This window comes from Chryseobacterium sp. G0162 (assembly GCF_003815715.1).
Classification (GTDB): Bacteria; Bacteroidota; Bacteroidia; order Flavobacteriales; family Weeksellaceae; genus Chryseobacterium.
Genome location: NZ_CP033922.1, coordinates 291,182 through 313,022, shown reverse-complemented (window position 1 = coordinate 313,022; position 21,841 = coordinate 291,182). Strand labels below are relative to the sequence as shown.

22 protein-coding genes are annotated in these 21,841 nt (G+C 36.4%); 14 read left to right on the top strand and 8 right to left on the bottom strand.

Going from position 1 to position 21,841, the window contains the following annotated elements:
- Positions 1-45: 45 nt before the first annotated feature.
- Positions 46-1,248 carry a winged helix-turn-helix domain-containing protein gene (locus tag EG344_RS01535; protein WP_228412832.1) on the bottom strand — a complete coding sequence of 401 codons (1,203 nt, stop codon included), beginning with the start codon at positions 1,246-1,248 and terminating at the stop codon, positions 46-48.
- Between the two features lie 116 nt (positions 1,249-1,364).
- Here EG344_RS01535 and EG344_RS01530 point away from each other — a divergent pair, with 116 nt between their 5' ends.
- The 4 genes from EG344_RS01530 (at position 1,365) to EG344_RS01515 (ending at position 6,717) form a co-directional block, all read left to right on the top strand.
- Entirely contained in the window at positions 1,365-2,858 is a 1,494-nt protein-coding gene (locus EG344_RS01530) for a serine hydrolase (protein WP_123907961.1), read from the top strand.
- Between the two features lie 108 nt (positions 2,859-2,966).
- On the top strand, positions 2,967-3,515 hold the full coding sequence (locus EG344_RS01525) for a hypothetical protein (protein WP_123907960.1): 549 nt from the start codon (positions 2,967-2,969) through the stop codon (positions 3,513-3,515).
- Positions 3,516-4,045: 530 nt separating this feature from the next.
- On the top strand, positions 4,046-5,305 hold the full coding sequence (locus EG344_RS01520) for a hypothetical protein (RefSeq protein ID WP_123907959.1): 1,260 nt from the start codon (positions 4,046-4,048) through the stop codon (positions 5,303-5,305).
- Positions 5,306-5,772: 467 nt separating this feature from the next.
- Positions 5,773-6,717: a diguanylate cyclase gene (locus tag EG344_RS01515; RefSeq protein ID WP_228412831.1), complete on the top strand. Its 945-nt coding sequence runs from the start codon at positions 5,773-5,775 to the stop codon at positions 6,715-6,717.
- A 54-nt stretch (positions 6,718-6,771) separates the two neighbouring features.
- On the opposite strand, the gene EG344_RS01510 is transcribed toward EG344_RS01515, so the two are convergent.
- Positions 6,772-7,191, bottom strand: coding sequence for an EamA family transporter (locus EG344_RS01510; protein ID WP_123907958.1), 420 nt, complete (start codon positions 7,189-7,191; stop codon positions 6,772-6,774).
- A gap of 597 nt (positions 7,192-7,788) precedes the next feature.
- Here EG344_RS01510 and EG344_RS01505 point away from each other — a divergent pair.
- A complete protein-coding gene (locus EG344_RS01505; protein ID WP_228412830.1) occupies positions 7,789-8,379 on the top strand; it encodes a DUF1062 domain-containing protein in 591 nt (196 codons plus the stop codon).
- 86 nt (positions 8,380-8,465) lie between these two features.
- Here EG344_RS01505 and EG344_RS01500 read toward each other — a convergent pair whose 3' ends face one another.
- Positions 8,466-9,392 (bottom strand): Dyp-type peroxidase, encoded by a 927-nt coding sequence (locus tag EG344_RS01500; protein ID WP_123907956.1) that lies wholly within the window; start codon positions 9,390-9,392, stop codon positions 8,466-8,468.
- Between the two features lie 209 nt (positions 9,393-9,601).
- Here EG344_RS01500 and EG344_RS01495 point away from each other — a divergent pair, with 209 nt between their 5' ends.
- The 9 genes from EG344_RS01495 (at position 9,602) to EG344_RS01455 (ending at position 16,956) form a co-directional block, all read left to right on the top strand.
- Entirely contained in the window at positions 9,602-10,351 is a 750-nt protein-coding gene (locus tag EG344_RS01495; RefSeq protein ID WP_123907955.1) for a sulfite exporter TauE/SafE family protein, read from the top strand.
- A 20-nt stretch (positions 10,352-10,371) separates the two neighbouring features.
- The gene (locus EG344_RS01490; protein ID WP_123907954.1) at positions 10,372-10,614 is read left to right on the top strand and encodes a MoaD/ThiS family protein; all 243 of its coding nucleotides are present in this window, start codon (positions 10,372-10,374) and stop codon (positions 10,612-10,614) included.
- Positions 10,615-10,708: 94 nt separating this feature from the next.
- On the top strand, positions 10,709-11,125 hold the full coding sequence (locus EG344_RS01485) for a molybdenum cofactor biosynthesis protein MoaE (protein ID WP_123907953.1): 417 nt from the start codon (positions 10,709-10,711) through the stop codon (positions 11,123-11,125).
- Positions 11,126-11,171: 46 nt separating this feature from the next.
- Complete coding sequence (gene fdhD / locus EG344_RS01480; protein ID WP_123907952.1) at positions 11,172-12,044, top strand: formate dehydrogenase accessory sulfurtransferase FdhD; 873 nt, start codon at positions 11,172-11,174, stop codon at positions 12,042-12,044.
- A 124-nt stretch (positions 12,045-12,168) separates the two neighbouring features.
- On the top strand, positions 12,169-12,519 hold the full coding sequence (locus EG344_RS01475; protein WP_123907951.1) for a DUF7009 family protein: 351 nt from the start codon (positions 12,169-12,171) through the stop codon (positions 12,517-12,519).
- 22 nt (positions 12,520-12,541) lie between these two features.
- Positions 12,542-14,935: an FdhF/YdeP family oxidoreductase gene (locus EG344_RS01470; RefSeq protein ID WP_123907950.1), complete on the top strand. Its 2,394-nt coding sequence runs from the start codon at positions 12,542-12,544 to the stop codon at positions 14,933-14,935.
- Positions 14,936-14,953: 18 nt separating this feature from the next.
- Positions 14,954-15,439, top strand: coding sequence for a molybdopterin-dependent oxidoreductase (locus EG344_RS01465; protein ID WP_123907949.1), 486 nt, complete (start codon positions 14,954-14,956; stop codon positions 15,437-15,439).
- A gap of 31 nt (positions 15,440-15,470) precedes the next feature.
- Positions 15,471-16,388 (top strand): bestrophin family protein, encoded by a 918-nt coding sequence (locus EG344_RS01460; protein WP_123907948.1) that lies wholly within the window; start codon positions 15,471-15,473, stop codon positions 16,386-16,388.
- Between the two features lie 22 nt (positions 16,389-16,410).
- Positions 16,411-16,956: a DUF488 family protein gene (locus tag EG344_RS01455; protein ID WP_123907947.1), complete on the top strand. Its 546-nt coding sequence runs from the start codon at positions 16,411-16,413 to the stop codon at positions 16,954-16,956.
- A gap of 135 nt (positions 16,957-17,091) precedes the next feature.
- Here EG344_RS01455 and EG344_RS01450 read toward each other — a convergent pair whose 3' ends face one another.
- The 5 genes from EG344_RS01450 to moaA form a co-directional block, all read right to left on the bottom strand.
- Positions 17,092-18,129: a HesA/MoeB/ThiF family protein gene (locus EG344_RS01450; RefSeq protein ID WP_123907946.1), complete on the bottom strand. Its 1,038-nt coding sequence runs from the start codon at positions 18,127-18,129 to the stop codon at positions 17,092-17,094.
- A 259-nt stretch (positions 18,130-18,388) separates the two neighbouring features.
- Positions 18,389-18,994, bottom strand: a complete 606-nt coding sequence (locus EG344_RS01445) for an NTP transferase domain-containing protein (RefSeq protein WP_123907945.1) — start codon at positions 18,992-18,994, stop codon at positions 18,389-18,391.
- On the bottom strand, positions 18,975-19,451 hold the full coding sequence (moaC, locus tag EG344_RS01440) for a cyclic pyranopterin monophosphate synthase MoaC (protein ID WP_123860463.1): 477 nt from the start codon (positions 19,449-19,451) through the stop codon (positions 18,975-18,977). The genes EG344_RS01445 and moaC overlap by 20 nt, the downstream gene beginning before the upstream one ends.
- Positions 19,452-19,608: 157 nt before the next feature.
- Positions 19,609-20,811: a molybdopterin molybdotransferase MoeA gene (locus tag EG344_RS01435; protein ID WP_123907944.1), complete on the bottom strand. Its 1,203-nt coding sequence runs from the start codon at positions 20,809-20,811 to the stop codon at positions 19,609-19,611.
- Between the two features lie 2 nt (positions 20,812-20,813).
- Positions 20,814-21,803 (bottom strand): GTP 3',8-cyclase MoaA, encoded by a 990-nt coding sequence (gene moaA, locus EG344_RS01430; protein WP_123907943.1) that lies wholly within the window; start codon positions 21,801-21,803, stop codon positions 20,814-20,816.
- Positions 21,804-21,841 lie beyond the last annotated feature (38 nt).

Genomic DNA, 21,841 nt, shown 5'->3' with positions numbered 1-21,841 from the left:
TAACTCTTGGGATTGTAGATTTTCACTATAGATATGTTTTATAAATTAATGAGACAAAGCTTTATTGATCAGACTTTTCAGCTTTGGTGGGCTCACTTGGGTCAGCAGCAGTGATTCACAGCCATTAAAAACAGCAAAGCGCTTTACAGCATCGGTAAAAGAAGGTATCCAAAGTTCCGGAATAATATCTGTATTCTCAATATGCAGGTGGATCAGCTCAAATTTCTTATCCTTCCTATGGGCTTTACAGTCTACTCTTCCAATAAAGGTGTTGCCAAATAAGATGGGCAGACAGAAATAGCCATATTGCCTCTTTTCTTTGGGAACATAGCACTCAAGACGGAAGTCAAAATCAAAAACTTGTTTAACACGGTCACGATGAATAATGGAATTGTCAAATGGAGACAGCAATCTGACACCTGATCCGGTTATCTCATCAGATTTTTCAAGTAAATCATTCTGGATGAAAACATAAGAAAGACCTTCAATAGAAATTTTTTGTATTTCGCCCTTTTCAAGTAAGGATTGTAAAACCAAATTCACATTTTTTTTCAATGTATCACCTTTCCTGAGATGGGTGATCTGTTTTAACGTTGCAAAACCATACGCGCGGAGAGAAGTTTTGACCAAATATTCAGCAAATTCAAATGGAGTAGGTACTGTTGTATTGATGGATGAAGGCAATACCTTTTCTGTAAGATCATAGGTTTTCTGCATACCACTGCGCCCGCTTATCATCAGGTCTCCCTGCATGAAAAGTCTTTCCAGAGCCAATTTTGCAGGTTTCCAGTTCCACCAGCTTCCTGCTTTATTCTTTTTACTCTCAAAATCTCTTGCCATTTTGGGGCCTTCTGTGCGGATCGTATCTACTACATATTCCATGATCTTTTTATCTGCATTATAATAATGAGAATCATTTTGCTTTACATGAAGCATTTGGGGCAATGCATAGCGAAAATCCTGCATTGGAAGATAGGACGCGGCATGAAACCAGTATTCAAATACTTTACGTTCCTCTACCAGTTCTTCCAGGTAATTAGTCTGGAAATCAGGAATTCTTGTCCATAGAGTATGATGATGAGCCCTCTCTACTACAGATAATGTATCAATCTGTATATATCCGAGACGTTCCATAGCAGTAAGCACGGCTTTTTTTCCAGTTCCGAACGGAGTAGTTTGTGTCAATCCCTGACGCTCTAATGTGATAAGCTGTAATGTTTGTAATGAAGGCATCATTTTCATATTCATAGGATTATAAATGTATTTGATTCATTTTAAGTGGAATAAGTGTAAATTTATTGCACTTGAAATGATAGCAAATTTAAAAAGTAAATAGGTATTACTTCACTTAAAAACTTAATACTATGAAAAAAATAATGTATCTGCTCAGCATATTATGCTGCTCTTTACTATTAAGTCAGGAAATAAAAGAAAATCTGAAAGGATTGGATGAAGAAATCAATAAAATTTTAAATGATTATAAAGGAGTAGGTTTATCAGTAGCAATTGTAAAGAGCAATAAAATAATATATACCAAAGGATATGGATATAGGGATTATGAAAATAAACTTCCGGTAACTCCCCATACCGTTTTTGGTATTGGAAGCAATACAAAGGCATTTACATCTGCTTTAATAGGGATGTTGGGAGATGAAAAGAAATTATCTCTTCAGGATAAACCTTCCAAATATATTCCAGGTCTTACATTTTCAACAGATAAAATGAATAGTTTAGTTACCATTGAAGATTTGCTGGAACATAGGAGTGGATTAGGGAGTATAGATGGTACTTATATCTTTTTTCCTGCTGCCAAAAGAATTGATCTAATGCAGAGACTTCCTTTTTTAAAAGAAAATGGTGAACCGAGGAATAGCTGGAAATACAGTAATTTTGGATACCTCATGTTAGGAAGCATTGCAGAACAGCTTAATAACAAGAGCTGGGATAACCTGATCACAGAGAAAATATTGAATCCTCTGAAAATGAATAACAGTAATACATCAGTGGATGAAATGATTAAACAGAAAGACTTTTCTTATCCCTACGGACTTTACCACAACACTATTGAAAAGGTATTATTTAAAAAACCGGATAATGATAAACCTGGAGCAGCAATTAATAGCTCTGCAACAGATATGGGTAATTGGATCAGGCTTTGGTTAAATAATGGCAGTTTTGAAAATAAAGTAATCCTCTCAAAAGAGTATGCGAATAATGCAATAAGTGCTAAGACGATAATTGATGGGACACCGCCTGTGAAACCGGATCAGAAAAACTTTTTATTCGCACATGGCTATGGTTGGTTTACCCAGATTTTCAAAGGCCATTATAAAGTATGGCACGCTGGGGCAGTATCTGGTTTTAACTCCAGTGTTTTTCTCTTTCCGGCAGAGAAATTTGGAATCGTTGTATTAAGTAATCAGCATAACTCAGATCTTTCCGGTACAATCGCCAATATGATTTCCATAAGGATGCTTGGATTGGATTATAACAAACCATATCCTTATGAAAAAGAATTATATGATATCATAAAGCCCGATAGAAAGGTAAGTACATCTGTTAATGATAAGAAAAAGCCAACGCATGAGCTGGATTCGTATTGTGGTGAATACTCCAATAAAGGATATGGGACTTTTATTATTTCCAGAATTGGGAATGATCTATATATAACTTTTCCCACGTTTAAATTTATATTGGTTCATAAGCAGTATGATCTTTTCTCTTCAAAACTTACAGAAGATGTCCCTCAGCAAATGAATCCTGATTTTGATTTCAATTTCAATCTTGATGACAAAGGCAATGTGAGTGGAGTGATGATGGATATACAGGGCGGAACACTATTTAAAAAAGTGAAATGATTTTATTAAAAATGATTATCTGCCGGTAATTATTCCGGTAAAGTTGCTTTTTGAGCAGAAGATGAGTATTTTTATGAAATTAATAGTAAAAAAACTAATCAATCTCCTATGAATACGATGAAGCTGAGCTTTAATGAAAAAACAATGTTGGACAGCTTACTGTATGAAGCCTCAAAATCTGATGAAGTGAAACAGTCGAAAAGGGTAAGTGGCTATGTTTTCGCAGGAATGATTGCTGTAATCGGACTGTTCATGATGCTTTTCGAACCAATATTAGGTGTAGCAATCCTTATTGTGGGCGGCCTTTTTTATCTGATTTATCCAAAATTTGCCAGCCGTTACTATAAACGTTATTATACAACCATTGCTTTAGGAGAACAGTATAAAAGTAGTGAAGCCAATACTTTTGATGTAGAATTCAATAAAGAGTATATTTTGATTAAGAATGCTCAGCTTGAGGTTAAACACGCAATAGCTCATTTTGAATGGATTTCAGAAACCGGTGAAAATTTTTTTATTAACATGAATGCAGGAAATTATCTGATATTTCCTAAGAAACAGGTTCATAACCTTATTGAGCTAAAAAACTATTTCCATGAAATCTGTAGCGACCAAAAAATTCCCTATCATGAAGAACTGAATTGGGAATGGAAATAGTAAAAAATGATATCTTAATGATTAAGACTTATCTTGGTTACTTTGAAAGCATAGGATATTAAAACTAAAATTTTGTTTTAATTTCAAATATTACGACATTTCCCCTGGTTCTGAATGAAGTTTTCCTTTGGAAATTTTACTTTTTTTAAAATATATGGAATAAAACGCTCTATGAAACATACTTCATAGAACGTTTATTTTTAAATCCCTAATGTAAATAATCTGAATTTTTGTAAAACTAATTTTTTTTATTTTAATTATTTCATTTTCAATATGTTGATGTTTATTGTTTGATGCTAGACGTATCTGTGACGTATGTAATAATGGGCTTGTAGTGTATCTATAGCGTATTGATTTTCTTGGGTTGAGAAGCGAATAACTCTAATCTTGCATTGAAATTTTAAACAACAATATGGATTTAGAAAAAGCAGTTTAGAGCTATGGAAAAAGTACTCAGTATGCTCTATGTAACAAAAAACTTCTTTAGCTAAAACCATTGTAATACTCAATTTAAATACAATAAACACAGAATGAAAAAGCATCTTCTTCCATTATTTATAATGGTTTACTCGCTCAACTATTCACAGGTTGGCATCAATACTCCCAATCCACAGGGAATCTTCAATATTGATGGAAAAAAAGACAATAATGCAACTGGAAGTCCTACTGCAGGACAACAAGCCAATGATTTTGTAGTTATGGCTGATGGAAGTGTAGGGGTAGGAACTACATCCCCTGATCTGTCTGCAATAGTAGAACTTAATGTGAGTCAATTGGCATCAGGAAAGCAGAAAGGTTTTCTGGGGCCAAGAGTAGCTTTAACAGCCTACAATGATTCTTCTACAATTCCTAGCCCTGCTACTGGACTATTGGTTTTTAATCAGGGAACACAATCTACATTTACCTATGCAGGATATGTATATTGGGATGGCAGCCAATGGAGACCTTTGGATGGGCGTTTATTGCAACAGGGGGTCATAGGCGCTTTACGATGTGCTGATGCTAATCTGGATCCGCTGACCTATACAGCTGGAACTCCTTTTCAAGGAACAATGACTATTCCTTATACAGGAGGAAACGGTGGAATATATTCTACCCAGACATTAGGACCTGTAAACGGGCTTACCGCAACCATTACCCAGGGAAATTTTGCACAAGGTTCAGGCACTTTAATTTATACTATTTCCGGAACCCCGACAGTATCCAGTCCTAATACAACAGTGTTTCCTATTTCTATAGGCGGCCAGACGTGTAATGCAGAAGTTGGGGGAGGGAAAAAGCTCAGTCCGGGAGAGTACCAGTTTTTCACGTATGAAGTTCCAGCTACTACAACAGGTTTGCTGAGTACGATGATTTCGAATCCTCCTATTTTAGGAGGAAAAGTTAGGCTGGATCTTAGTTTTTGGTCCAGTTCCAATACAGGATCGGGTGGAGTAACTTACAACCCTAGATTGGTAAATGTATCTTCCAGTAATGTTAAAATGTGGTATGCGGCATTATCCAGTGTAGACCGTTTTCGCCGTGCTAATATTTTAGTAGCTCCGGGAGGATATGTGGAAACGGATAACGGGATCTACCTTAACTGGGGAGATAATATGAATAGCAGTTCCACACCTATAAATTCTACAAGCAGTTCTGATGATTCACAGGAAATAGAAACCATAGATCTGGCGATTGACGGCGTTTGGTACCGGTTAACCATTTTTGTGTATGTAGATAACTTAAATGATACCATTCCTGCCAATAACATCAGGCGTATTCATATTACAGCACAAAGAATGTCTTCTTAATGTTTAGTTCCGGCGGGGGGGAGCCCCGCCGGAACCTTTAAATACTCTGTCTGATAAGAATAAGAAAAATCAAAATCAAAATATTCTTTTGATTGTCAGACTTAATTGATCTATTAAAACAAAACATAAACTAATTATAAATACTGTTCCTCTTTAGGATTCTAATCGTATTTTAAAAGAAAAAAGAAATACGAATTATAAAAACATTCATATAGGAAATCTGATCGAGAATGCTGTTTCTGAAGCAATATAGAGCTGTCCTATATCTGTAATTTTCTTCACTGTACAGAAAATGAGGCCGGTGAAATGTATGCCTGCAGTTTTATAGCAGCCAGACGTTTTTAAATATAATAAAGAAATTCTGTAAATGTATTTTTTAACCAAAATTGACTATTTGAATGAAATATAAAAGCATTTTATTTATTTTTGTATTGAATTTCATGTTTTTTGCTCAATATTTATAAATTATGTTTCGTAAAATCTGGGATTATATAGCGAACAGACATATTGCTCCCAATACAGATCCGCTTGAGTTTATTGAGGCGCAGAGAATGAACTTATTTGCATTTTCCCTTGGAGCTGTTTTGATCTTTAACGGATGCAGAGATTTGTTATTTGGCTTGAAGGTCAATTTTTTCGCTTTAACGGCATTGGGGATCTTTTATCTCTTCCTTTTCTTCTTTACAAAACTACGTTATAACCATTTTGTGACGCTGTTTAGTTTGGAACTTTTGTTATTTATCATCTTCTTTTTTTCATCTACCACAGGTTTTGAAAATGGACTGTCATTATATTATTTTGTCATTATGCTGGCTTCACTGTTTATTTTTAACTCCAAAAAGACAGTCTGGTATAATCTTCTTGTTTATCTTACGGTACTTATTCTTTTTAGTATCAGTCATTACTATGATTTCAGAATATTTACCATTAAAGGAGCAGATAATGTTCTGTTTTCAGAAAATCAAAGACTGATTACTTTTTTGCAAGTGTTTTTAGGCGTTAGTATCCTGGGGTATTTTATAGTCTCCAAACAATTCAAAATTGTGAAATTATACCAACAGGCTATAAGAAGTGAAAAGATTATTGCAGACATGAGAACAAAGCTCAATAGCAAAGATCAGATAGACCTGGAAGGTATTGTAAAACTGGCCATGAATGATGATATTGCCTTTATTCCTAAAGTAAAGCAGATGTTTCCCGGCTTGTATGATAATCTGATGGAACTTAACCCTGATATGAGTGGTGATGAATTTAAGCTTTGTGCTTTAATTAAGTTAGGTTTCACAACAAAAGACATTGCAGAGTATAATCACCTGGCAGTCCGAACCATTCAGACCAGAAAAAGCAGACTCAGAAAATCGTTTGGAATTTCTGCTGATGTTGATCTGTATAGATGGATTGATACGATATGATGAAAAATAAATGTTTTGAATTCTCTTCTTGCGAATCTCGCATTTAAAAGCCAATCACTGTTCAAAGATGAGAACTATGGTTCCTATAATAATCAATAAGGCACCAATCGCTGTTTTTAAAGTAAGAGATTCCCCAAGGAATACCACGGAAAGAATAATTGTTAAAGCGATACTTAATTTATCTACAGGAGCTACCTGAGTCACTTTACCGGCTTGTAAAGCTTTAAAATAAAAGATCCAGGAAAGTCCTGTTGTTAATCCGGAAACCACAAGATAGATAAGATTATGTCGGGAAAGGACTGGGATCCCTTTATATTCACTTCGTGCCAGAACAATTCCCCAGGCTACCAGCAAGATAATCACACTTCTGATAGCAGTAGCAAGATTTGAGTTCACGCCTGTAACACCAATCTTGGCAAAGATGGCAGTCAGTGAAGCAAAAAATGCGGAAAGAATTGCATATACCCACCACATATGGTCTAGTTTTAAATAAATTCGTTAAAATAATAACACACTGTAATACTGAAATCTAAGCTACAAAATAATATTAAAACTTTCCTTGATCTGTGGATTTAAAATGAATTCAAAAACTTATTATTTTCCTCATCATTCGTTGACGACTCCACGTACATTTTTTTGTATCTAATAGAAGCTGTTTGTGAGTAAGGATTTGGTATTTATTTTCTGAAATGGAATAAAAAAATTGTTTTTTGTAAAGAATTAACTAATTTTATCCCAACCAAGTAAACAATTTGTTTTGAGAACAACTCTTAAACCTATTATAGCTTACTATTAGCCTTCCAACCACAGGCTAATTATTCTTTCGTTTGGGTAAATCTACCCGAACAGGTTTCCATTTAACCCTATTATTTAATTGCATTGCTGATATAGGCAGTTTTTGTTATTCCCGATTTTGACGGCTATACCGATCAGATAAGGAATAGGAGAAGCTATTTCTGTTATGACTTTATAATGTTGAATAATAGGTGAAAAAAATTCTAAGAATAGTAGGCACCCATTATAATGAGTATAGAGTATACCTGGGTAGTAAAAGCCCAAAACACCCCCCTTTTGAAAAAGAAATGCAGCCATTGCGACAGCGAAAGGTTTCATTGCAGTGATAAATTCAGGCTGAATGCCCAAAAAAAGAACATCGATATCTGGTTAATTTACAGATGTGTAAAATGCAGCCACCGATACAATATGACTCTGTTTTCCAGAATCAGAACAGAATCCATCAGTAAGGAAATCTTTAATCGCCTTTCGGAGAATGATACGGATCTGGCCTGGGAATATGCATTTTCCCGGGAAACAAGAAAGAAAAATAATGCAGAGGTAGATTTGGAGAGTGTCGCCTATGAAATTCAGTTTGATGAAGTCTCTATAGAGCAAATGATGGCTTCTGATAGTGAAGTATTGAGTTTTAGAATCAAATGCCCTTTTGAGTTTAATCTCAGATTATCAACCGTGATCAGAACCTGTTTAAACCTTTCATCAAGCAAACTGAATCAATTAATGGAAGCAAATACTGTTTTTGTTCATGAAAGATCTTTACAAAAGAAACATAAAGTTCAGCACGGAGATGTTGTCAAGATTCGTAAGGATACACTGAAGAATATTTTATTTAGTGAAGAAGCACACGCTGAAGTTATTTTAAAATAAGTTTGACTTTTATAAAAGATGAACCATTTCTTGTGAAATGGTTCATTTATTTTATGATTCAAAATAACTTTTGTATACAACTTAATTTAAGAAGAAAATTCATCCAGCATATCTGCTGAAGGAACAAAAAATAAAGTTCCTGTTTGGGCAGTACTGAAATCCAGAATTCGGTCGTAGTTTCCTACAGGATCGCCAATGAACATATTGGTAAGCATTTTTTGCACTGTACTGAATGTACTTGCATAACAGATAAAATAAGTTCCCATGTCATTCGTGGAAACATTTCCAAAAGGCATATTGTCTCTTACCACCTTAAAATCATCACCTACATTGGCCAAGGCAATATGAGAATTTTTAGGTTTTACATCATCATCCATTTCAATATCCTGTTCCTTTGATCTTCCGATCACCTTTTCCTGATCCTCCACAGAAAGAGATTTCCAGGCATTCATATTATGGATATATTTCTGTACAAAAAGATAGCTTCCCCCTTCGTATTCAGGATCTGTATCTCCGATAATGGCAAAAAAATCACGGTCTTTTCCATGTGGATTTTCCGTACCATCTACAAAACCTAAGATAGATCTGCTGTCCCAATACCGGAATCCCTGAACTTCTACAATACAGTCTGCAATTTCAGTCATGAAATCCGAAATGGTAGAGGCCATGTCATACGCCAGACTTTTTTCATCAGAACGGATATGAAAATGAAGATCTCCTCTTGTACTTACTGCAGTATGTTTACTGCCTTGTATTTCTTCAAATTTCTTAAATTCTTTAGGCAATGGAGTAGGCAGCTCAAGCTGTAACCATGCCTCATACCCAATCCCCAACACACAGCTCGCTTTAGAATTCGGAAAACGGTCAAGAGCTGAATTGTTCAGATTGGTGACTAAAGCACAGATTCTCTGGAATACAGATTTAATTTTAGAAAGATCTGCATCCTGTTTGAAATTCCAAACCAGAAAATAGGTGTTGTTGTTAGGATAATCGGTGACATTTTGAGAATTCATGTTTTTTTGTGTTTCGTTTGCTGGCATTTTTACTTTTTCTAATGAATCAAATTTAATAAATGATAATGGTACCCCAATATTTTATTCTTGCGATAAACAATGTATGACATTTTTTTCACAAATCATTGTAAAGACTTTTCTGTTTTCTATCATTAAACAAGCTTCAAAATGAGTATTATTGTAATAACATTAACCTTCAACAAAATAATATGGAGCATTGGGAGATTTTTCTGTTGTTTTTGATAATTGCTTTTGTATACTCATCGGTAGGATTCGGTGGTGGATCCAGCTATCTGGCGGTATTAGCAATGTATAGTCTCCCTTATCAGGAAATTCGCTTAACAGCCTTGATCTGTAATGTCATTGTTGTAGTTGGGGGCGTATATATTTATATTAAGAATAAACAGATTGATTGGAAAAAAGTGATTCCTATTACTTTAGTAAGTGTTCCCATGGCCTATTTAGGAGCAATACTGAAAATAAGTCAGGAAACATTCTTCCTGATTTTAGGGGTTACCCTTATCATCGCTTCAATTTTATTATGGATTAAAACAGAAACTAAAGACAAAGAGAAACTGCTGCTGGAATCGAAATCTGCAGTGTTGGGAAATAGCTTTTTAGGAGGCGGAATTGGCTTCTTATCAGGATTGGTAGGAATAGGAGGCGGAATTTTCCTTTCACCCCTGCTGAATCTTATGAAATGGGATACCCCAAGGAAAATTGCAGCCACTTCCAGTGTTTTTATATTAGTAAATTCTATATCTGGAATTTTTGGTCAACTTTCAAAATTATCCGTAGATATGGATTATTTCAGGATTTTAAGCTTATGTCTTGCCGTTTTTATAGGCGGACAAATTGGATCAAGAATGTCCCTGAAATGGAATCCTTTGATTATAAAAAGAATGACTGCAATCCTTGTATTGGTGGCAGGCATAAATGTTCTCATGAAATATTGGTAAAACCTTAGTTTAAAAATAAAATGAAACTTAAAATATTGGCTTTTGGAATCATAAAAGATATTTTCGGAGCATCAAAAAAAGAATTTGAGGTACAGGATAATCTCAATGTTAAAGAACTGAAAATGATCCTTGAAAATGATTTTCCCCAGCTCGTAAAATTGAAATCCTATTTCATTGCAGTGAATGAAGAATATGCAGAAGAGCATCAGATCATTACAGAGACAGATGAAATAGCGGTTATTCCTCCGGTGAGTGGTGGGTAAAACCTGTGAATACTCAAACATAACTTGTGTATTCGTGGCATTGTTTCACCCCAAAAAATATACTTTATAGCATCAAAATCAAAAACGAAAAGAAATGATGGATATCAGAATAACAGAAGATACATTAGATATCACCGAATGCCTTACTCTGGCACAGGATCTGAGTAGTGGAGGGATTGCGACATTTATAGGAACTGTCCGGAACGTTACCCAAAACAAACCTGTCATCCGTTTGGAATATGAATGTTATCAGTCTATGGCGATAAAAGAAATCAAGAAGGTGGCAGATCAAGCTATTACATTGTTTTCTGTCCGTAATATTGTTGTTCACCATCGTATAGGAAATTTGTTTCCCGGTGATGCCGCCGTAATCATTGTGGTAAGTGATGGGCATCGGGATGCTGTTTTTGATGCATGCCGTTACATTATTGATACCATAAAGAAAACCGTTCCTATATGGAAAAAAGAGATTTTTGAAGATGGTGAAGAATGGGTTTCTGCTCATCCATAATTAAAGACCGGAAATTCGTATATTTACTATAACAGATTATTCAGATATGAAAACCAATACATTAGAAAATAAATCTGTACAGAAAATAGATATTGTTAAAGTAAAAGAAGACAAAAGTTTTCCCTATACTGATGATATTTCTGTAGAAGAACCGCTGGAAATCCGGATTTCCTATGGCTCAAAAGGTCAGAGGGTCAGTAAAAATATATCGGTAACGATGAGAACTCCCGGCAATGATGCGGAATTGGCTGCCGGTTTTCTATTTACAGAAGGAATTATTTCAGGATATCATCAAATCCAAACGATAGATCATCCACAGGCAGAATGTTCCAGAAACCGGGAAAATATTATTGAAGTGGAATTGGCTGAAGATTTTAGTCCTCAATTAAATCATGCAGACAGAAACTTTTATACCACATCCAGCTGTGGAGTATGTGGAAAAGGCTCTATAGAATCTATAAAAACAGTAAGCACTTTTCAGCATATCGAAAGGGAGCAGCATACCTTATTATTTGAGGTTTTATACCAGTTATCGGGAAATCTGCAGTCCTTTCAGAATAATTTCAGTGCTACAGGAGGGATTCATGCTTCCGGGATTTTTGACTTTGAAGGACAACTGCTGGCTCTAAGAGAAGATGTAGGAAGGCATAATGCATTGGATAAACTGATTGGACATGCATTATTTACCGGGCAACTTCCACTAAAGGATCAAATTTTGGTACTGAGTGGAAGAGCAAGTTTCGAACTTATTCAAAAGGCCGCTATGGCAGGAATTTCAGCAGTTGCGGCAATAGGAGCACCATCCAGTCTGGCCGTAGATTTAGCAAAAGAGTTTGATATGACGTTATTAGGATTTCTTCGAGACAACCGGTTTAATATTTATAACGAAAGTAGTTTTCATAACATCGTTGAAAAGTAATCCCTATCAATGGACGAATAAGAATAAACCATTGATAAAAGCCTATGTATCTATGTGGTTTTAAAAAATAAATTTTACCACACAGGTACATAGATAAGAAGAATTAATCATTAAAAAGAAACAAATGAAAATAAGAATAAAAGACAACTCCATCAGATTTCGTTTAACCCAATCCGAAGTATCAGAATTAGGGAAAACCGGAATTATTTCAAGCTTTACAGAATTTGTAGACCGGCCGTTTATCTATACCATAGAAAAAACAGAAGACACCACATTGTCTGCAGCATTCATTGAAAATAGAATCGTATTGAAAATGCCCGAAGCCATGGTAGAAGAATTGGTTTCTACAGATATTGTTGGATTTGACGGGCAGACAGGAGCAGTAAAACTTTTGGTGGAAAAAGATTTCGTGTGTATAGATAATACTGTGGAAGATCAAAGCGATAATTACCCGAATCCCAATCTTAAATGTTAATCACTTTACAAAATAAAAGGTTATGGAAGAAAATAATAAAAAGAAAATAGAAGAAGAAATCAGCAGAGAACCTAATGCTGAGAATCCATTCACTTTACTTGACCTTAAGTTGACCCATGTCGAAAAATCAGCGGCAGGAATGCCTGCGGTACTGGCAGCTTTTAGTGATTTATTTGAAGAAAAAGCACCTATCCGGGGAATGAGAGCCCTGTTCAAAATGAATCAGATGAATGGTTTCGACTGTCCAAGTTGTGCCTGGCCTGATCCTGATGATGAACGCTCAGTTCTTGGAGAATATTGTGAAAACGGAGCAAAAGCCCTTGCAGAAGAGGCTACAACGAAAAAAGTGACACCTGAGTTTTTTAAACAGAATTCTGTATATGATCTTGCCAAATTAGATGATTACCAGATTGGAAAAATGGGCCGACTTACCGACCCCATGTATCTGGCTCCCGGAGCCACTCATTATGAACCCATAAGTTGGGATAATGCCTTTAAAAAGATAGCAGCACATTTCAATGCATTGGAATCTCCTGATGAAGCTGCTTTCTATACATCGGGTAGAACAAGTAATGAAGCTTCATTCGTTTACCAATTGTTTGCAAAAGAATTCGGAACGAATAATATGCCCGACTGTTCCAATATGTGTCACGAAACTTCAGGTTCTGCACTACGTCCAACCATTGGAATCGGTAAAGGAACTGTAACCCTGGAAGACTTTTATGATGCTGAAGTAATTGTGATTATCGGGCAGAACCCGGGAACCAATGCCCCAAGAATGATGAGTGCTTTGGCAAAAGGAAAGAAAAATGGAGCCAAAATTATTGCCATCAATCCATTACCTGAAGCTGGGCTGATGGGGTTTATCAACCCTCAGAGTGTGAGAGAAATTCTTACCGGAGGGGTACAGCTGGCAGACCTTTATTTACCAGTGAAAATCAATGGAGATATGGCTTTATTGAAAGCGTTGGAACTCCTTTTAATCGAGTTTGAAAAACAAAATCCGGGTAAGGTTTTTGATGAAGATTTCATTAAAAATAAAACAGTAGGGTATGAGGATTTCATGAAGCAATTTGACCAGTATAAACTGGAGGAGTTGGCTGAACTTTCAGGAGTATCCAAGGAAGCACTTCATCAGGCCGCTGAAATGATGGCATTCAAAAAAAAGATTATCGTCAGTTGGGGAATGGGGCTTACCCAGCAGCCTAATGGAGTTGATATGATTCGCGAAATATTGAATATCCTTTTGCTGAAAGGAAGTATTGGTAAACCGGGAGCCGGAGTATGTCCTGTTCGTGGTCACAGCAATGTTCAGGGAAACAGAACGATGATGATTGATGAAAAACCTACGGATGAACAGCTCGATCGCCTTGAAAATTTCTACGGCTTTAAAGTTCCCCGCAAACATGGATATGATGTGGTACGAGCCATAAAGGCAATTCACGAAGAAAAAATAAAAGTAATGTTCTGTATGGGTGGGAATTTCCTTTCTGCCACACCAGATACTACATTTACTGCCAATGCCTTGAGAAAACTTAATTTACTGGTATGTGTTTCCACTAAACTGAACAGAGGACATCTTGTACATGGTAAAGAAGCTCTCATTCTTCCCACTTATGGAAGAAGCGATAAAGATATCGTCAATGAAGAAGTGCAAATTATTACAACAGAGAACTCAATGGGGGTTGTTCAGAGTTCAAAAGGGATGCTGGATGCCATTTCAGATAACCTCATCAATGAAACGCAGATCGTATGCCGCATGGCCATGGCCACGCTAGGAGACCGTGCTGTAGTGAATTGGCAGCGTTTCCATGATAGTTATGATGCGGTAAGAGATGATATTGAACAATGTATTCCAGGTTTTACAGATTATAACGTTCGTGTCAGACAAAAAGGAGGCTTCTATCTTCCCAATGCAGCAAGAGATGAACAAAGCTTTTCAAAGGAGCTTGGCGGCCGTGCACCATTTACATTAACAGAAATTCCAGACAATACATTGGCTTCCGATGAATATATGATGGCTACCACCCGAACTCATGACCAATTCAATACGACGATTTATGGTTTGGATGATCGTTACCGTGGGATTAAAAATGAACGCCGTGTTATATTCATGAACCAAAAAGATATTGATAAAGCCGGATTTAAAGCGGGGGATAAAGTGGATCTTTTCAACTATGATGATGGGATAGAAAGAGTGGCTCCTCTGTTTATTATTGTCTCCTATCAGATTCCTGAAAAGAATACCGTTACTTATTTCCCGGAAACCAATGTTTTGGTCTCGGTAAATAATGTAGTAAAAGAAAGTAATATGCCGGCTTCCAAGTATGTGAAAATCAAGATTAAAAAACACGATCCTGAAGTCTATAAAAAAGTAGACGAAATGCTGTACCAGGGAGCGATTCAAAAACCATAATTATTCTTATATTGTTCTATGAAAAAAATACTGCCTATAACGCTGTTATTGCTTTCCGGCTGGGCATTTTGTCAATCCGGATTCAAATTGAACGTGAGTGGGGAAGTTTCCACACCTTTAGAGTTGAGTCTCACAGATTTATCAAAGATGCCTAGAAAAGAAGCGTCCCTGAAAGACAAGGATGGAAGTGTTCACAGGTATACGGGAGTTGCCGTTCAGGATATTCTTGCAAAAGCCGGAGCTCCTTCCGGAAAAGAGCTTCATGGAGAAAATATATCAAAATATGTATTGGCAAAGTGCACAGACGGGTATCAGGTTTTATTTTCATTAGCAGAGTTGGATGCTTCTATTGCAGATAAAAATGTTATTGTGGCAGATACCATGGATGGAAAACCATTGTCCGAGTCAAAGGGACCGCTTCGTCTTGTGGCAGAAGGGGAGAAAAAACCTGCCCGCAGCTCTTATCAGCTGGAATCTTTGGTAATAGGCCAGATTAAGAAATAAATTTTAAAATAAAAGCTTTACAACAAACAGTATGATTATAAGGAAGAAGGAACATTGGTTTAAAATGCTTTTTGTATGGCATGGTTCAGTATTACCCGGACTGTTGCCACGCCTTTTTTTGCTTTTTATTTTATCGTTGGGCGTAGTCTATCTGCGCGGGGTTATTTTTTCCTTTAAAATTCCGCTTAATCCGGCTCCATTAACATTATTTGGTTTTGTTCTCGCCTTATTTTTAGGATTTAAAAATAATGCCAGCTACGACAGATTTTGGGAAGGGCGTAAATTATGGGGAGCATTGTTGAATACAGCTCGTTCATTGACCAGACAGGCTTTAACTTTGAAAAAAATAAAGGAGAGCAGTGTTTCTGTTCCTGAATTTATCAATTTATTAGGCGCTTTTATTTTTGCATTGAAACATCAGCTCAGAGGAACAAATGCTCATGAAGATTTAAGGGAAAGACTGAATGAAGATCAGTTAAAAATAATTTCTGCAGCAAAGTATAAACCAGCGGTCATTATGAAACTATTGGCAGAATGGGTTCAGAGTGCAAAAGAGGAAGGAAGTATAGATACGATCCAGCAGTCCCGATTTGACGAAAATTTTGATAAACTCTCTGATATTGTGGGAGGGTGTGAAAGAATTGTTTCTACTCCGCTTCCTTACAGTTACCGTGTTTTACTGCACCGTACTGTATATATTTACTGTTTTCTTTTACCGTTTGGATTGGTTGATTCATTGAGATGGTTTACTCCGCTTATTGTAGTGTTTGTCGCCTATACATTTGTGGCGTTTGAAGCGATAGCAGATGAAATTGAAGAACCATTTGGGACAGAAGCCAATGATTTGGCTCTGAATAGTATGAGTGTGATGATTGAAGAGACGATTCATGAAATGGCAGGACAGGAGATTACTGTATCTAAGAAAGAGCAACAAACAATCATAGACTGATTATATAGCATATTGTCAACGTATGAAATCTTCAGAAAAATTGGTTATTTACACGATTGGACATTCCACTCGTTCTTTAGAAGAATTTATTGAAATGTTGAAATCATTCAATATTGAAGTTCTTGCTGATGTTCGGAGGTTTGCCGGATCGAAGAGATATCCTTGGTTTAGTAAAGAAAATCTGGAGAAGGTATTGCATGAACATACTATTGAGTATATCCATTTTGAAGCATTAGGAGGAAGGAGAAAAGTTCAGTCTGATTCAGTTAATAGCCGCTGGAGAAATGAATCTTTCCGTGGGTATGCTGATTATATGCAAACTGAAGAGTTTACCAAAGCTGTTGAAAAGCTTGAAAGCATTGCAAGAACAAAAACAACTGCGTTTATGTGCTCAGAAGCGGTATGGTGGAGCTGTCACAAGTCTATGATCTCAGATTATCTCAAAGCAAAAGGGTGGAATGTGGAGCATATTATGAATATTGGAAAAGCAGAAGAACATCCTTACACTGCCGCTGCAAGAATCAGCGATGGACAAGTCTTCTATTCAGATGCAAGTTTATTTGATTGATAAACTTTTACACACCTTATCTTTTTTGAAAATTTTTGATTTTCATCTTAATATGAAATTGTTTGCCATTTTATTATCAACTTCTGGTGTGAACTCAAGTATTCAAAATAAAAACTTTTGTGATTAAATAAACTATCAGTGCATTCCAGCAACGCCATTTTTCAGAGAAAACACCTTTTTTCCAGGAAATTTTTTTGTGATTTTTCTTGCCGCTTCCATACTTCGTTGACCCGATTGACAATAAATAACGATGGGATTTGAAATCGAAGAAATAAACGAGTAGTGATCATCCAATTCATCCAATGGAATGTTTTTTCCTCCAATATTAAAATCTTGATGCTCTTCTTTCGTACGGACATCTATGGTTTCAAAATTTTTCTGATCCTTCATAAACTCTTCAAAATTTATAAGCTGGATCGTCTGAGACAAGCCTGTAATCTGAACGGAAGTTTTCCTTAACTTAATGATTTGTACTCTCCCTGTCATCACATTCATCATCCATAGTTTTCCTGCTAAAGTTTCTTCAGATCGGATGAGATATTTTATAGCCTCGTTAGCTTGCATACAACCTACCATCCCTGCTAAAGTAGGAATGACACCGCCTTCTCTGCAATTAGGAACCTGAGATTCTTCTGCGTTAGGAAAAACATCACGGTAGTTGGGAGAATAGGTGCCGTCTTTTTGTAAAACATTCCAGATGCTTGCCTGGCCCTCATGTTGGTAAATTGCTCCATATACCAAAGGTTTTCCCACTAAAACACAGGCGTCATTCAACAGGCATTTCGTTTCAAAATTATCGGTTCCTTCAATGATGATATCAAATTCCGAAATCAGTTCCATCACATTGGAAGAAGTAATTCGTAATCGATAGGGGATAATGGAAACAGAAGGATTTTGCTGCTGTAATCTTTTGGCTGCAATATTTACTTTGTAGGCTCCTACATCATCAGGTGTATATAAAATCTGACGATGGAGGTTGCTTAAAGAAACAATATCATCATCTGCAATACCAATAGTACCTACACCGGAAGAGGCAAGGTATTGAGCAGAAGGACATCCAAGACCTCCCATGCCTACAATAAGAACTTTAGCATTTTTAAGCAGTTCCTGGGACTCAATGCCAAATCCGGGTAAAGCAATCTGACACTGATAACGTTCAAATGATGTACTCATAATTTGTTTCTTTTTTTTCACTTTTCTTTTAGCACGAATGCACGAATTTTTTAATATTTATGATTCAGTTTATTCCTTTTAATTTATCTATAAAAAGCCTAATCTTTATTATCAATTCCAATCACTACATTTTAGAATCTTATTCGTGTATTCGTGGCTCTCAATATATCTGCCTAATTGGCGTAATCAACGAGAGAAAAAATCCTTGTGCCTTAAAACATACAGATAAGCAATTTTTGCTTTCGCGTTTCCAACAAAATTAATTTTTTAGAATTCGTTGTGCTTTTTCAGCATCTTCAGGTGTATTCACATTCATTAAAGCATCTGGATTTTCCGGTTTTAAAATAAGTGTATCACTATTAATTAAAACTTTTCGTGGACAAGTGTTCCCAATCCCCAGAAAATTCAGCAGCAAAGGATAGCTTTTAGGTTCCCAAATAGTAATCAATGGTTCAGGTAATCCATCAAAAGGACTTTCATAAGTTGTGGCAATCTTTTCAGGATTCCGGGACTGTACTAAGAACTCCAAAGATTTTGGATCCAATAACGGGAGATCACAGGCTACCACCAGCCACGCCTTATCTCTTTGAGCCCGTAATGCGGAAAGTATTCCACCAAAAGGACCCATATTCAGGAAAGTATCGGTAAGCGCGTTATAATCAGGGTCAAAATTATCTAGTTGATCCTGTCTGCAGGAAATAAAAACCTCATCACAAAACGGAGCCAAAAGATCTGCCGCAAAATAACGCTGTTCTTTTCCATGCCATTGAAGAAGATCTTTAGGTTTTCCCATTCTTACGCTTTTTCCACCGGCGAGGACAAGACCGTTGATTCTGGGAATTGTATTAAGCTCGTCTGAAATCATTTTTTCCACCTGATTTTTCTATTAATTTAATTTCTTTGATGACAATATCATGACTCAGTGCCTTGCACATATCATAAATGGTTAATGCTGCAACAGATGCCCCGGTTAATGCTTCCATTTCCACACCGGTTTTAGCTTCTATACTTGCAGTGCATTCAATGACAATTTCGTTGTGGTCGTTCAGTTCTATGTGTAAATTACAATTATCAAGTCCAATTGGGTGGCAAAGAGGAATGAGGTCACTCGTCTTTTTAGCACCCATAATTCCTGCAATCATAGCAATCTGGAAGACAGAACCTTTTTTGGTTTTGAAATCGTCTTGTTGTAAAGCCTCTAATACATTGTTTGGTAAAGAAATAATGGCTTGTGCAACGGCTTTTCTCTTGGTTACACTTTTTCCACCAACATCTACAATGGCAGGCTCTCCGTTTTTATTAAGATGGCTAAATTCTGACATATATTCTTTTTTAAACCACAGATATAAATTCTATTAGCTATGAATGCACGAATTTTTTAATGTCTTTTGCATTAGTCCAGTGGTAAAAAAGTAACCACATAGGCTCATAACTTTTTAGGAACTCATTAATTTTATTTGTGATATTGTATACGTTATTTTAATTATTATACTTCCATACCCGGTATACTTCCCCCTTTTTAAAGCTATTCTGTTCTAAAGGAAGTTCCATAAAAGCATTGGTATCTGCAAGATGAGAAAAATCTCCTGATCCATTGGTATTAACTGATTCAGCCGTGAGCTGTCCCAGTTGGTTCGTTCCCAGTTCCACCTGTACAAAATATTGGAGTGAGAAAGGAACTTCAATATCATTCTGTAAAACAGCAAACTGTGGTGAGTTTCCAGTTATTTCCAGAGACTTTTCCAACCATGGAATAAAATACCGATGCAGGCACATAAATACCGAAACCGGATTTCCCGGAAATGCAAAAACAAGTTTCTGAGCATTATTTTTACCGAACCAAAAGGGCTTTCCTGGTCTTTGTTTTATTTTGTGAAATAGCTTTTCTATTCCAAGCTCCTCACAAACCTGAGGCAAATAGTCAAATTTCCCCATAGATACTCCGCCACTCATCAGGAGAACATCATATTCTTGAATGCAGCGGGAAATTTCTTTTTTGATCTCTTCATAGTCATCGTTGAGATGAAGAGTATCAGCTTCAATATGGTATTTTTTTAAAACAGATTGTACGGTGATTCCATTGGAACGCCTTAACTGATAAGGAGATGGGGTTAATTCCGGGTTTACCATTTCATCTCCCGTAGAAATGATAATGATCTTAGGCAATTTTTTAACAGCTATAGTAATTTTTCCAATAGATGAGGCTATTCCAATGATCGCTGGAGTAATTGTCTGATTAGCTTTTACCAGAACTTCGCCTTCTTTTTTATCCCTGCCTCTCAGATGGATATTCTGTCCTTTTTTAATATCAATAATAATACTTGCGACCCCGTTATTGATGGATAGATCTTCATATCGGATGACAGTATCTACTGAACGGTCTAAAGCAGCCCCGGTCATGATTTCTATACATTCGGTTTCTGAATCAATAGCTACAGAAGGTTCTCCTGCAGGTTGTATAGCTTTAATAGGGAAGGAGCGGATTCCTTTTTCATAAGCACTATATTGAATGGCAATTCCATCTACAGTAGGACGGTCAAAAGGAGGTAAATCCCGATCGGCTTTGAGGTCCTCGTCCAAAATTCTTCCTAATGCGTGGTCATAAGAAATATATTCTCTTCCAAAGTTATTCGTTTGGGAAAGTATAATCTCTTCTGCCTGTTGTACGGTAATCATTTCCATAGTTATCCTCCTATTGTTGCCATCGACTGATGAATGGATAAAGCGTTCAGACTTTGTCGTTCTGCTTCCCATCCGTCTTTGGGTTTATGATGTATGCTGTTGATAATTATATTTTTCAATTCGTTATCGGTTGCTCCTGAACGAATGATATCTTTTAAATTAATTCCACCCCCTTCGTAAAGACAGGTTCTCAATATACCGGAAGGAGTTATCCGTATTCTGTTACAATCTCCACAGAAAGAACGTGTATAAGCGGCAATAATGCCGATATTTCCTGTAAAACCAGGTATTTTGTAATTGTAAGATGTGGAACTTTTAGGATCTTCTATTTTTTCTATCTCAGGAAAATGATTGCTGATGTAAGTATAAATTTGTGGATAATTCCATTTTGGAACTATATCCGCATTATCATTTCCATTGAATGGCATCTCTTCAATAAAACGGACATCCACCGGAAGCTCTTTTGTAAGTTCAACCAAAGGAATAATATCCTCAGTGTTTTGATTGTCCATCACTACTGTGTTAATCTTTACTTTGATGTGATGTTTCAATAAACCATCCAATGTTTTCATCACTTTATCAAAGCTTTTGCGGCGGGTTATTTTGAAGAAACGGTCTTCATCCAATGTATCAAGGCTAAGGTTAACCGATTTTATTCCGAATGCTTTCAGTTGCGGAATATATTGCTCGGTAAGAAGCCCGTTTGTCGTTAAACTTATATCCGTAATTCCATGAAGCTGCGATATTTTTTCAATAAGACTGATACAGTTCTTTCTGACAAAAGGTTCACCTCCGGTTATTCTGATTTTGTCTACACCAAGATGGGTAAAGACGGAACATATTCTAAGCATTTCTTCATCAGTCATCAGGTCATTTTGCTTGATCCATGCAAGCCCGTTTTCCGGCATACAATACGTACATCGGAGGTTGCATCTGTCTACAACGGCCAGCCTTAGATAATTGATATGTCTTCCAAATTTGTCTGTTAACATATGAGTATAGGAAAAAGAACCTTACACAAATATACTTA

Coding starts and splice junctions, on each gene's coding strand:
- EG344_RS01535 (WP_228412832.1), bottom strand. CDS start 1,248: ATGAATATGAAAATGATGCCTTCATTACAAACATTACAGCTTATCACA.
- EG344_RS01530 (WP_123907961.1), top strand. CDS start 1,365: ATGAAAAAAATAATGTATCTGCTCAGCATATTATGCTGCTCTTTACTA.
- EG344_RS01525 (WP_123907960.1), top strand. CDS start 2,967: ATGAATACGATGAAGCTGAGCTTTAATGAAAAAACAATGTTGGACAGC.
- EG344_RS01520 (WP_123907959.1), top strand. CDS start 4,046: ATGAAAAAGCATCTTCTTCCATTATTTATAATGGTTTACTCGCTCAAC.
- EG344_RS01515 (WP_228412831.1), top strand. CDS start 5,773: ATGTTTCGTAAAATCTGGGATTATATAGCGAACAGACATATTGCTCCC.
- EG344_RS01510 (WP_123907958.1), bottom strand. CDS start 7,191: ATGTGGTGGGTATATGCAATTCTTTCCGCATTTTTTGCTTCACTGACT.
- EG344_RS01500 (WP_123907956.1), bottom strand. CDS start 9,392: ATGAATTCTCAAAATGTCACCGATTATCCTAACAACAACACCTATTTT.
- EG344_RS01495 (WP_123907955.1), top strand. CDS start 9,602: ATGGAGCATTGGGAGATTTTTCTGTTGTTTTTGATAATTGCTTTTGTA.
- EG344_RS01490 (WP_123907954.1), top strand. CDS start 10,372: ATGAAACTTAAAATATTGGCTTTTGGAATCATAAAAGATATTTTCGGA.
- EG344_RS01485 (WP_123907953.1), top strand. CDS start 10,709: ATGATGGATATCAGAATAACAGAAGATACATTAGATATCACCGAATGC.
- fdhD (WP_123907952.1), top strand. CDS start 11,172: ATGAAAACCAATACATTAGAAAATAAATCTGTACAGAAAATAGATATT.
- EG344_RS01475 (WP_123907951.1), top strand. CDS start 12,169: ATGAAAATAAGAATAAAAGACAACTCCATCAGATTTCGTTTAACCCAA.
- EG344_RS01470 (WP_123907950.1), top strand. CDS start 12,542: ATGGAAGAAAATAATAAAAAGAAAATAGAAGAAGAAATCAGCAGAGAA.
- EG344_RS01465 (WP_123907949.1), top strand. CDS start 14,954: ATGAAAAAAATACTGCCTATAACGCTGTTATTGCTTTCCGGCTGGGCA.
- EG344_RS01460 (WP_123907948.1), top strand. CDS start 15,471: ATGATTATAAGGAAGAAGGAACATTGGTTTAAAATGCTTTTTGTATGG.
- EG344_RS01455 (WP_123907947.1), top strand. CDS start 16,411: ATGAAATCTTCAGAAAAATTGGTTATTTACACGATTGGACATTCCACT.
- EG344_RS01450 (WP_123907946.1), bottom strand. CDS start 18,129: ATGAGTACATCATTTGAACGTTATCAGTGTCAGATTGCTTTACCCGGA.
- EG344_RS01445 (WP_123907945.1), bottom strand. CDS start 18,994: ATGATTTCAGACGAGCTTAATACAATTCCCAGAATCAACGGTCTTGTC.
- moaC (WP_123860463.1), bottom strand. CDS start 19,451: ATGTCAGAATTTAGCCATCTTAATAAAAACGGAGAGCCTGCCATTGTA.
- EG344_RS01435 (WP_123907944.1), bottom strand. CDS start 20,811: ATGGAAATGATTACCGTACAACAGGCAGAAGAGATTATACTTTCCCAA.
- moaA (WP_123907943.1), bottom strand. CDS start 21,803: ATGTTAACAGACAAATTTGGAAGACATATCAATTATCTAAGGCTGGCC.